Raw genomic sequence first — 12,075 nt, 5'->3', positions numbered from 1 at the left:
CTGTTGTCCCTCCTTGTGATTCATGTATAAGAGAAAGAGGGGTTAGCCCCATATCGGACTAACCACCCGGTGCTCTCACCACACTTTATTCAGCAATGACTTCTTCAGCTATAGTGGTATTGACCAATTTGCCATGCTCAATACGCCCTGGAAGTTCACCAGCTTCATCCATGATGTCCTGCAGGTTATTCCATTCCTCTTCATCAAGGATCGGATCTGTGGCAAAAGACCCTTGGCTTCTATACCGGTCGACTACAGTTTCGATGATATCAAGATCTGTATCTTCAAAGTAGGATTGGATCACTTCAGCTGTTTCCGCCGGGTCATGTTCTTCCACCCACTTCTGTGCTTTATAGACCGCTCTTGTGAATTTTTCAACAGTTTCATTGTTTTCTTTCATGAAACTTTCTTTGGCCATAAATGTGGTATAAGGAACATGGCCGGACTGTTCACCAAAGGAGGCAACAATGTGGCCTTTTCCTTCTTTCTCAAATATAGAAGCAGTAGGTTCAAACAGCTGGACATAGTCTCCCGTTCCGGAAGCAAAGGCGTTTGCGATGTTGGCAAAATCAATATTCTGAATGAGGTCCAGGTCCGCGTGCGGATCGATGCCTTGTTTCTTTAGAACGAATTCCCCCACCATCTGCGGCATGCCGCCTTTACGCTGGCCGAGGAAAGTGGAGCCCTTCAGCTGCTCCCAGTCAAAGTTCTCTACTTTTTCCCTTGACACAAGGAAGGTTCCATCGGTTTGCGTCAATTGGGCAAAGTTGATGACCGGGTCATTTGAACCTTGCGAGTCAACATAAATACTTGTTTCAGATCCTACCAATGCTACATCAGCTCCATCGGCAAGGAGGGTGGTCATCGTTTTATCCCCGCCCCACGTAGTAGTCAGTTCAATGTCCAGTCCCTCTTCCTCAAAAAATCCTTTTTCCAGGGCTACATATTGGGGTGCATAGAAAATGGAACGGGTAACTTCTGCAATCCTTACTTTTTCTAGTTTCTGTTCTTTGTTTGCACAGCCCCATACACCGACTGAGAGAATGAGGATCATAAATAAAGAAAAACTAATCTTCAGCAGCCTTTTCAAATTGGTTCCTCTCCTTTAATCTGTCATAATCCGAAGCATAGTGGCTGCAATGAGTCGCTGCGCCGGAATGACAGACATATATTGTTTGCTACCTATCGTATGTGAAAATGAAAATTGTGTGATAGCCTATGTCACATTGATGTTTTTAGGCAGGGACGAAAAGGGGTAAAGGACTTTATCTGATAAGTGACTAAAAATAAAAGGCATTATTAATAAAATGAACAATGAAAGGATGAGACGATGAAGAGCGGCACGATCCTTGAAAAAGAAATGTTTCCTTCACCGAATCCAAATGTTGAGCTTTTTTCCATTACATATTATGCAAACGGCCTTCGTGTGAAGGGCATGCTGGCACAACCAAAAGATAATCAAGCATATCCGGGTTTTCTGTATTTAAGAGGGGGCATCAAAAATGTGGGACAGGTCCGTCCTGCCCGTATTGCACAGTTTGCTTCCGAAGGATTTGTCGTGTTTGCTCCTTTTTACCGCGGAAATCAAGGAGGGGAAGGCAATGAGGACTTTGCAGGAGATGACCGTCACGATGCCTTTGCGGCTTTTGATTTGCTGCAGGATCACCCCAGAGTCTCCGGCCGTAAAGTTCACGTTTTTGGATTTTCACGGGGAGGTGTGATGGCCTTACTCACAGCAATTGAAAAGAAAGAAACTGCTTCCATCGTAACCTGGGGCGGCGTATCCGATATGGTGCTGACCTATGGGGAAAGAAAAGATTTGAGAAGAATGATGAAAAGAGTGATTGGCGGGACACCTAAGAAATATCCATTGAGATATAAGTGGAGAACACCATTGTATCGCCTGGAAGAAATAGAGGCCCCGGTGCTGATCGTTCATGGAGCCAAAGACCAAAATGTTTCCATCGAACATGCTCACTTGCTCGAAAGAAGGTTGAAAGAGCTGGACAAAAAGGTGGATACCTATTATTTTGAAGAGTATACACATTACTTTCCTCCGGCAATCAACAGGGAAATTGTTGTCATGGTGTGCAGCTGGATGAAAAAATACAGTTAAAGGGGAGTGCGGTTCATGGGAATGGGTCTCGAATTAAATACAATGATCGTGACAAAAGGCAAAGAAAAGAGGCTGGAGGAGAATACCTTTCAGCTTGTGAAGGAAGGATATCGTCTATACCCGATGGAGATCCCAGTGGAAGTTAAAAGAACGAAGAATGGGGAAACAAACGGCATTGGTGAAGTTACAAGACTGCAATGGGAAAATGGTGAAACAGTTATTACATACCAATTAAAGTCACTTAACAGCACAAATTAAACAGAAAAAGAGGCGGGCTCATTAAACGAGCCCGCCTCTTTTTCTGTATTCAATTATGCGTTAACCGGTCCGCCCTTGGATTTTATTTCTTCAGGGACATTCGAGAATTTATTAAAGTTATTTTTGAATTTACCTGCAAGCTCTTTTGCTTTCTCTACATAAGCTTCCTGGTCAGACCACGTTTTGCGCGGCTGAAGAACTTCATCAGGAACACCTGGTACATGAACAGGGATTTGAAGGCCGAAGATATCATCAGAAGCTGTTTCAACATTAGCCAGCTCACCTTCAAGTGCTGCTTGAACCATTGCACGAGTGTAAGAAAGTTTCATTCTGCTTCCAACGCCGTACTCGCCGCCAGTCCAGCCAGTGTTTACAAGGTAAACCTGCGCATTGTGCTCATCGATCTTCTTGCCGAGCATTTCTGCATATACTGTTGCAGGAAGCGGCAGGAATGGAGAACCGAAGCAAGTTGAGAATGTAGCTTGAGGAGAAGTGATTCCTCTTTCTGTACCTGCCAGTTTAGATGTATATCCACTCAAGAAGTGGTACATCGCTTGTTCCTTAGTCAGTTTGCTGATTGGAGGAAGGACCCCGAACGCATCTGCCGTAAGGAAAATGATCGTATTAGGATGTCCTGCGACACTCGGGTCAACGATATTGTCGATTGCTTGAAGCGGATAAGCTGCACGTGTATTTTCAGTCAAAGTGCTGTCTTCATAATCCGGGATGCGTGTGTCTTCATCGACCACGACATTTTCTAGAACAGAGCCAAAACGGATGGCATCAAAGATCTGAGGTTCTTTTTCACGTGTAAGGTCAATTGTTTTTGCATAGCAGCCGCCTTCAATGTTAAAGACGCCATTAGGAGACCAGCCATGCTCATCGTCACCGATCAAACGGCGGTTCGGGTCAGCGGAAAGAGTTGTTTTCCCTGTACCGGAAAGACCGAAGAACAACGCAACATCACCTTCCTGACCAACGTTTGCTGAACAGTGCATGGAAAGAATGTCGTTTTCAGGAAGCATGAAGTTCATGACAGAGAAAATGGACTTCTTCATTTCACCTGCATATTCTGTGCCGCCGATCAGTACTGTTCTCTTTTCGAAGGAGACAATGATGAACGTTTCAGAGTTCGTTCCGTCAACAGCCGGATCAGCTTTGAAAGTCGGAGCTGAAATAACGGTAAACTCTGCTTGATGATCTTTTAATTCTTCAGCAGTAGGGCGGATGAAAAGCTGGTGGGCAAACAGGTTATGCCAGGCATACTCGTTCACGACCCTGATTGGCATGCGGTGCTTAGGGTCTGCTCCTGCAAATCCTTTGAATTCAAAGATTTCTTCTTTTTCTTGTAAGTATTCGATCACTTTATTATATAATTTGTCAAAGCTTTCAGCGGAAATCGGCTGGTTAACAGAACCCCATTCGATTTTATCTTTTGTTGAAGGCTCTTCAACAGTGAACTTATCCTGTGGAGAACGGCCAGTGTATTTGCCTGTCTCTGCACGGACAGCACCTGAATTTGTCAGGATTCCTTCATTCCGATTCAAAACCTTCTCAACTAATTGAGGTACGGATAATTGTACTTTCGTATTTTTTCCATTAAGTAATTCATTTAGTTTATTAGACAGGCTAACTGAAGTCATATTAAATAACCTTCCTTTGTACTGTATTTATTGCTCTCCTTTTCATCATCCCCAACAAAAAGGAGAGCGTTATTTAGATACCCCTTTGTTTCTCAAAATTAGTATAACACAATAAATCCATTAGTCTATACTATTTAAAGATTTTTAAACGATGTTTTTAAATTGTCACATTTGTCCAGTAGAATTAAAATCACACTGTAGTAATGATTTAGTCTTAAAGACAAGGCAGTAAACATTTATTTTCTGAAAATGAGGAATAACATATATTAAGTTATGCTATTAAACTGCCGATAAAATGTTACCGCTTTCACCAAGATTCTTATATTATATAGGAAGTTTTGCGGGAATTTAAGCAAAGATTCTTAGATTCTGAAAGAAATTTTCTGATTCGGCCAAAGTAATGAAAATCAATCAATCTACACGGTACTTCAGCTTAATTCGCCAGAATATTTGGCATTAAATAAATATGTTGACACGTTTTGACAAAGTGAGTTAATATTGACCATTGAACGGATACTCTTATTCCGAGCTGGTGGAGGGACAGCCCCAATGAAACCCAGCAACCTGTTTGAGGAAAATAGCTTTGAAACATGAAAGCAGAATTCCTTAAACAAAGGTGCTAAACTGATGCAAGGTTCTCCTTGATCAATAAGAGTGAAAGGCGCGGCTTTAAATCACAACCTTTCCTCTATTAGTAGACGGGAAGGTTTTTTTATTGGAATTTTCCAGCCTGGTAGTTGAAGTCTTTTGATAAAATACCAATGTTTACTTCATACTACTAAGGGAATGAGTACCGTGATTGCACATTGGGAACAGAGCTGGTTTCTGTTCTAATAATTATTTTTTTCTAAGGGAGGAACACCGATGTCAAAAAAACGTCGTCTGTTTACATCTGAGTCCGTAACGGAAGGACATCCAGATAAAATTTGTGACCAAATTTCCGATTCAATCCTAGATGCAATTCTAACAAATGACCCGAACGCACGTGTAGCTTGTGAAACGTCTGTTACAACTGGTCTTGTGTTGGTTGCTGGAGAAATTACAACAAGTACTTACGTAGATATTCCTAAAATTGTCCGTGAAACAATCAGAGGAATTGGCTATACACGCGCGAAATACGGTTTTGATGCTGAAACTTGTGCGGTGCTGACTTCCATTGATGAACAGTCTGCTGATATCGCGATGGGTGTTGACCAGGCTCTTGAAGCACGTGAAGGACAAATGAGTGAAGAAGAAATTGAAGCAATCGGTGCCGGTGACCAGGGCTTGATGTTCGGTTTCGCTTGTAATGAAACAAAAGAGCTTATGCCTCTTCCAATTTCATTAGCTCATAAAATTTCCCGCAAATTGACTGAAGTGCGTAAAGACGATGTACTTCCATACCTGCGACCTGATGGTAAAACTCAGGTAACGGTTGAATATGATGAAAATGACAAGCCTGTCCGCATCGACACAATCGTCATTTCCACTCAGCATCATCCTGAAGTTTCTTTAGAGCGCATCCAAAGAAACCTTAAGGAATATGTTATCGATCCTGTTGTACCAAAAGAACTTATCGACGAAGATACTAAATACTTCATCAACCCAACAGGACGCTTTGTTATCGGTGGACCTCAAGGGGATGCTGGTTTGACTGGCCGTAAAATCATCGTTGATACGTACGGCGGATACGCGCGTCACGGCGGCGGTGCATTCTCTGGTAAGGATGCAACGAAGGTTGACCGTTCAGCTGCGTACGCTGCTCGTTATGTAGCGAAAAACATCGTTGCTGCTGGCCTTGCTGATAAATGTGAAGTTCAGCTTGCGTACGCAATCGGTGTAGCTCAGCCGGTTTCCATTTCAATCGATACATTTGGTACAAGCGATGTTTCTGAGGATACATTGATTGAAGTTGTCCGCAACAATTTCGACCTTCGTCCAGCAGGAATCATCAAGATGCTTGACCTTCGCCGTCCAATTTACAAACAGACAGCTGCTTACGGCCACTTTGGCAGAAGCGATCTTGATCTTCCTTGGGAGCGCACTGACAAAGCTGAGGTCCTTAAACAGCAGGCCCAAGCATAATGCAATAGTATTTTCAGCCCGGAGTATATACTGCTTCGGGCTTTTTATTATAGCTGGAAAGCCTAACGGTATAGAATAGTTCTGGCCAGGGAGCATGGAATGAAGGGATCTAATGAATCCCTGCTCTCAGAATGTCGAGCAGGGAGCATGGAATGGGAGCAAATAAAAATCAAGGCTCTCAGAATGTCGACCAGCCAGCAAGGAATCAGAGAAATAGGAAATCTGTGCTCTCAGAATGTCGAACAGACGGCATGGAATGGAGAAAAAAAGGATTCGATGCCGCCAGGATGAGTCTACGATGCCGTAATACTTTGCATCACTTCAGGTCTTCTTTAAAAAGGACTGTATCCTAAAAGATTTTTATCATTGCTACTTTTTATATTCATAGTTGATTGGAGCGGAAGCTGTGCGATCTCCTGCGGGACTAGCGGGACAGGTGAGACCCCGCAGGCAAAGCCGAGGAGGCTCACCGCCCGCCCCGCGGAGTCGTACAGCTGCAGCGGAGATCAACATCCCTTATAAAACCACAATATTTTGGACGAAAAAAAGCCCCTTCCAAACAAATGGAAAGGACTTTTGCCATTCTATTCCCATTTTCCATCCACAGAAAGAATAACTGGAAGGGATAATGGGTAAAAAACAGTAGAATCTATTACTTAAGAGGTTTTAATGATTTATAATATTGGCCTTTTTCGGCGTACTCCCTGGAAATTCTTTTCATCTCGCTGATATCATGATCATTCAGCTCTCTGATCACTTTAGCAGGGCGTCCGAATGCCATGCTGTTAGGAGGAATCACTTTGCCGGGAGGGACAAGGCTTCCGGCGCCGATAAACGCTCCTTCGCCGATTTCAGCGTTATCAAGGATGGTCGAGCCCATGCCGATGAGAGCTTTTTTTCTGATTTTACAACTATGCAGAATAACGCTGTGGCCAATAGTGACTTCGTCTTCCAAAACTAAAGGGTTATTGGGGCTTTGATGAAGTACAGAGTTATCTTGAATGTTGACTTTGTTCCCGATGATTGTCGGTGCCACATCACCGCGGATAACTGAATTGAACCATACAGAGGATTCTTCGCCTATTTCAACATCACCCGTAATCGTTACATAATCAGCAATATAGGCACTATCGGCGATTTTTGGTTTTTTACCATTATATTCATAAATCATTTTGCTTCTCCTTTCAAAGGGCAGGTATAATTAATCTTAATAAATTGAGTTTATCATAATTTTGGAAGCAGCATTAAGGAGGAATAGCCATGTGGAAATGGGAAACTGAACAGGAAGCGAAAGCGGTCATTGTCATTATTCATGGTGCAATGGAGCATCATGGCCGTTACGGGTGGCTCATTGAAATGTGGCGGACATCCGGCTATCACGTCGTCATGGGGGACCTGCCGGGCCAGGGAATGACCTCCAGGGCGCAAAGGGGCCATATTGATTCTTTTGATGAGTATATCATCGAAGTGAAGGATTGGGTCCAGGCGGCATATCAATTCGATTTGCCGGTGTTTGTCATCGGGCACAGCATGGGAGGCTTGGTTGCGGCCAGGATGATGCAGGAGTCCCACATCAACATTGCAGGGTTGATTTTATCATCCCCTTGTTTGGGCCTGGTGGATTCGATTCCGAAACCGCTGGAACTACTGTCACATGTTTTGAATAAAGTGGCACCGCACGTGAAATTTTCTTCTGGATTATCTGTAGACCTTGCTACCAGGAATGAGGAAGTAAGGGAAATTGACAGCAATGATTCATTATATGTAACCAAGGTTTCAGTCCGCTGGTACAGGGAACTTGAAAAGGCGATAAAGCAGGCATTTATAAATATCCAGAAAATGCCCGATGTTCCTTTGTTGGTCATGCAGGGCGGAGATGATAAGATTGTAGATAAGTCTCTCGTGAAAAAGTGGTTCAATGAACTTTCGCTGTCTGAAATGCATTATAAAGAATGGCCTAAGTTTTATCATGAAATATTTAATGAACCTGAGCGTGATGAGGTTTTTGAATACGCAAAAAACTTTGTGGAAACAAGATTAAAAACCATTGGTTATATTGTGCAAAAGTAAATCCATTGAAGAAAACTGTGTGAGGTGAAGTATATGTCCATTCCCACTCATCCAATTTCGCTGATGAGTCAGGTTTATCGAAAGGTATTTCCAACCGTTCATAGTGAACTGGCCAATTGGACGAACCTAGCAGAATCAATCCCAAATGAAGAATTGAGAACGCAGGCATTGGCAAGCATCCGTCATAAAACCTTCCATTGTGAAGGGGGCTCGATTTTAGCTTTGCTTGCCTTAACGGAGAAAGGCAAGGCAATCAAATTCATTGTTGCTTACCAGACGATCAGTGATTACCTGGACAACTTATGTGACCGGAGCACATCGCTTGACCCCGAAGACTTTTCGGCTCTCCACGAATCGATGAGAGATGCCCTGACGGCAGGGGCCCCGCTGAGAGATTATTACCGGAATAGAGAAGACCAAAATGATGGCGGCTACCTGGCGGGACTTGTACAAACCTGCCAATCCGTGTTGGCGGAAGTGCCGGGATACACATCTATCAAACCTTATCTTCATGAGCTATGCGATTACTATTGTGACTTGCAAATACATAAACATGTCAAACAAGAAGAAAGAACGGACAGGTTGAAAAGTTGGTTTTATCAATATAAAGACAACCTTCCGGAAATGGACTGGTATGAGTTCTCTGCCTGTTCGGGGTCGACACTGGGAATCTTCTGCCTGGTATCATATGGACTGCGGGAAGACTTTGAAAGCTTTCAGGCGGATTCTATCCGCAATGGCTACTTTCCGTATATTCAAGGCTTACATATCCTTCTGGATTACTTTATCGATCAAGAGGAAGATATCGAAGGCGGGGATTTAAACTTTTGTTTTTATTATGAAAGCGAAGATGAGCTTAAGCGAAGATTGCTTCACTTCCTGGAAAAGGCAGATGAAAACACAAGCCAGCTGCCCCACGCTGATTTCCACCGCCTGATCAACAAAGGGCTGATTGGTGTATACCTATCAGATGAGAAGGCATGGAAACAGCAAAAGGTATACTCTTTCTCAAAAGAGTTCCTGAATGCTTCAGGCTGGGTGACAAAGTTCTTTTATTATAATGGAAAAATTTATCGTAAGTTACAGGGGTGGAAGAAAAGCTCCTGAAGGAAACAGATGACCGAGTAAAAGGTCATCTGTTTTTTTTGTTTTTGAGGACCTTTAGATTTGTAAAAAACCGAATAAAACCAATAGTTGGTCATAATTAGTAATTTAATAGTCAAAAAGATTCATTATCTAAACCGGGAAAAGAGCCACCTGAATTCCACTATATGGAACCATAACCACCATGAGTCCTATATGGAAAATTTTATTATGGTACTATAGAATCCTTTTTATTCTGAATAGCTGTATTTTTCTGAATAATACGTTATATTTACATTTGTTAAGCAAAAATCTCATTTCATTTACATAAAGGAGGAATCACGTGTGAAATCACGTAAAGTGTTATCTTTAGCGATTACGGCTGCCATGAGTATCGGCGCATTTGCCGTTCCCGCTTCTGCAACAAGTGTCGTACCAGAGAATGTATTAGCTAAACCAAGTAAGGAAATCCATCATCATTCCAGCAGTCCAATTGACTTGGGGATTGCAAACGATGAGCGTTTAATAGAAATGCTTAAAGAAGAAGGGACAATTGCTAAAAATGCCACTCCTGCTGAAGCAGAAAAAGCATTGAATAAATTCCTGGCTAAAAAAGCTGATGCAGCTGCTAAGAAAGCAGGCGGGGAATTGGAAGATGAAGCAGCAGAAACTAAGGCAAAGCTTCAAAAAGAAATGAAAAAGAACAGTTTGACAAGTGGTAAAGGAAATAAACTTGGTCAAGCCAAGAAAAATGCTCCAGCGGGTGTTGAAGAGGAAGAGTATGATGGGGAGAAACGTACAGATAAAGTATTGGTTCTTCTAGTTGATTATCCGGATAAGCCTCACAACACAATCACTGCTGATGAAACGGATATGCACTATGAAGGTGAAGATGCATACTCCCGCGAGCATTATCAGGACATGCTTTTCGGTGATGGCGGCTGGGAAGGCCCGGATGGTAAAACATATGTATCCATGAAACAGTATTATGAGGAGCAATCCGGCGGAAGTTATTCTGTGGAAGGTGAAGTTGCAGGCTGGTATACAGCAAGCAAACCGGCTGCAGCATATGGCGGAAACTATCCGACGGAAGATGACAGCGATGTGGATGCACGCGGACTTGTTAAAGAAGCTCTTAAAGCTGCGGCTGCTGACCCAGATGTGAACATTGCAGATTATGACCAATGGGATCGTTATGACCTTGACGGTGACGGCGATTATCTAGAGCCGGATGGATTGGTAGACCACTTAATGGTTATCCATTCCGGTGTCGGTGAAGAAGCTGGCGGAGGGTCATTAGGATCTGACGCAATCTGGTCTCACCGCTGGAATCTTGGCGGAGTTACTCCAATTGCCGGTACAGAAGCGACTGTAGATTATTGGGATGGACAGATGGCAGCTTATGACTACACAATCGAACCTGAAGATGGAGCGGTTGGTGTAATGGCGCACGAATTCGGACACGATCTTGGCCTGCCGGATGAGTATGATACTCAATACACTGGAACTGGTGAAGCTGTAGCTTACTGGTCCATCATGGCAAGCGGAAGCTGGGCTGGAGATATCGGCGGAGCAGAACCTACAGGATTCAGTCCTTATGCGAAAGAAATGCTTCAAAATTCTGCAGTGGTGGATAATGAAGGCACAAAAGGTAACTGGTTAACAGGAACAGAAGTGGATCTTGATGAAATTGATGGAGAAGGCTTAGAAGTCCTTCTTGATGAAGCTGCGACTAAAGGAACAAATAACGATGTAGTTAAAGTTAACCTTCCACAGAAAGAAACAGTGATCACAACTCCAGCAAGCGGTGAAAATGCCTATTTCTCTGGAAGTGGGAATGACTTGCACAATGTCCTTTCTACCACTGTTGATTTGACTAATGCCACAAGTGCTGAGTTCAACTTCAAAACATGGTATGACATTGAAAAAGATTGGGATTATGCTTACGTAACGGTTAATGGTGAGCAAATTGCTAGTGATATCACTACTGATACAAATCCATACGGTTCTAACCTTGGGAACGGCATAACTGGTTCTTCTGATGGTTGGATCGACGCATCCTTCGACCTGTCTGCTTATGCAGGACAAGAGGTTGAAGTGGCAATCGAGTATGTAACAGATACAGCTGTTGCAAACCCTGGTTTATATGCAGATGATCTATCTATCGTTGTAGACGGTGAAGAAGTATTGGTTGATGATGCTGAAGGTGATGCTAAGTTCACTCTTAGCGGTTTCGAGAAAAATGACGGAATCAAGCGTTCAGAGCATTACTACTTGCTGGAATGGCGCAGCCACAACGGTGTGGATGAAGGTCTTAAAAACATCCGCCGTGGTGACAGCTTGATGTCTTATGATGAAGGTCTTGTTGTTTGGTATGTAGATAATCTTTACGGAGATAACTGGACTGGAGTCCACCCAGGTGAAGGGTTCCTTGGTGTGGTCGATGCTGACCAGCATACAAACTACTGGAGCGATGGAACAGTCGGTTCAACTCGCTATCAGATACACGATGCCGCATTCAGCCTTGAAAAATCGGATAAAATGTTCTTGGATTATTCAAGCTTGCTTGGACGCACAATGAAGGATAACTATACTAAGCGTACTCCATTGTTTGATGACAGTGCAGACTACAGCAACAAAGATATGGTTGATGCAGGACGTAATGTACCTAACTACGGATTAAACTTCCGTGTTGTTGGACAAAGTGCAGACGGAACTGTAGGTAAAGTGTTGCTTTATAAAAAATAATACTTACGAATGTATAGGGTGAGGGCCATCAGGCTCTCACCCTTTAAGCATGTTGTTGGACATTTTTCACTCAAGAAATGATAATAATAGGCA

Annotated in this window: 9 protein-coding genes and 1 riboswitch; of the genes, 6 read left to right on the top strand and 3 right to left on the bottom strand. The window is 43.1% G+C overall.

All coding sequences use genetic code 11. From position 1 onward, the window contains the following. Nucleotides 1-85: 85 nt before the first annotated feature. A complete protein-coding gene (locus tag ACOJQI_RS18455) occupies nt 86-1,090 on the bottom strand; it encodes an ABC transporter substrate-binding protein (protein WP_421380752.1) in 1,005 nt (334 codons plus the stop codon). A 240-nt stretch (nt 1,091-1,330) separates the two neighbouring features. Between ACOJQI_RS18455 and ACOJQI_RS18450 the strand changes: the two genes are divergently transcribed. Together ACOJQI_RS18450 and ACOJQI_RS18445 are read left to right on the top strand one after the other, a co-directional pair. Next, nucleotides 1,331-2,116: an alpha/beta hydrolase family protein gene (locus tag ACOJQI_RS18450; RefSeq protein ID WP_421380749.1), complete on the top strand. Its 786-nt coding sequence runs from the start codon at nt 1,331-1,333 to the stop codon at nt 2,114-2,116. 15 nt (nt 2,117-2,131) lie between these two features. Next, nucleotides 2,132-2,374, top strand: coding sequence for a DUF2584 domain-containing protein (locus ACOJQI_RS18445; RefSeq protein WP_421380746.1), 243 nt, complete (start codon nt 2,132-2,134; stop codon nt 2,372-2,374). A 53-nt stretch (nt 2,375-2,427) separates the two neighbouring features. Here the strand turns inward: ACOJQI_RS18445 and pckA are convergent, their stop codons facing one another. Further along, on the bottom strand, nt 2,428-4,017 hold the full coding sequence (gene pckA / locus ACOJQI_RS18440) for a phosphoenolpyruvate carboxykinase (ATP) (protein WP_421380743.1): 1,590 nt from the start codon (nt 4,015-4,017) through the stop codon (nt 2,428-2,430). Between the two features lie 516 nt (nt 4,018-4,533). Further along, nucleotides 4,534-4,672, top strand: a riboswitch (SAM riboswitch). A gap of 209 nt (nt 4,673-4,881) precedes the next feature. Here pckA and metK point away from each other — a divergent pair. Beyond that, nucleotides 4,882-6,081, top strand: a complete 1,200-nt coding sequence (metK, locus tag ACOJQI_RS18435; RefSeq protein ID WP_421380740.1) for a methionine adenosyltransferase — start codon at nt 4,882-4,884, stop codon at nt 6,079-6,081. 652 nt (nt 6,082-6,733) lie between these two features. Here the strand turns inward: metK and ACOJQI_RS18430 are convergent. After that, nucleotides 6,734-7,252 carry a gamma carbonic anhydrase family protein gene (locus tag ACOJQI_RS18430; protein ID WP_421380737.1) on the bottom strand — a complete coding sequence of 173 codons (519 nt, stop codon included), beginning with the start codon at nt 7,250-7,252 and terminating at the stop codon, nt 6,734-6,736. A gap of 89 nt (nt 7,253-7,341) precedes the next feature. Here ACOJQI_RS18430 and ACOJQI_RS18425 point away from each other — a divergent pair, with 89 nt between their 5' ends. From ACOJQI_RS18425 to ACOJQI_RS18415, 3 genes are all read left to right on the top strand, one after another. Continuing rightward, nucleotides 7,342-8,151, top strand: a complete 810-nt coding sequence (locus ACOJQI_RS18425; protein ID WP_421380734.1) for a lysophospholipase — start codon at nt 7,342-7,344, stop codon at nt 8,149-8,151. A gap of 33 nt (nt 8,152-8,184) precedes the next feature. Continuing rightward, nucleotides 8,185-9,258 carry a tetraprenyl-beta-curcumene synthase family protein gene (locus ACOJQI_RS18420; protein WP_421380731.1) on the top strand — a complete coding sequence of 358 codons (1,074 nt, stop codon included), beginning with the start codon at nt 8,185-8,187 and terminating at the stop codon, nt 9,256-9,258. A gap of 321 nt (nt 9,259-9,579) precedes the next feature. Beyond that, nucleotides 9,580-11,982, top strand: a complete 2,403-nt coding sequence (locus ACOJQI_RS18415) for an immune inhibitor A domain-containing protein (RefSeq protein WP_421380728.1) — start codon at nt 9,580-9,582, stop codon at nt 11,980-11,982. The last annotated feature ends 93 nt before the right edge of the window (nt 11,983-12,075 follow it).

It is taken from the genome of Bacillus salacetis, assembly GCF_049177075.1.
GTDB lineage: Bacteria > Bacillota > Bacilli > Bacillales > Bacillaceae_B > Rossellomorea > Rossellomorea salacetis_A.
This window is presented reverse-complemented; position numbering and strand designations above follow the sequence as displayed.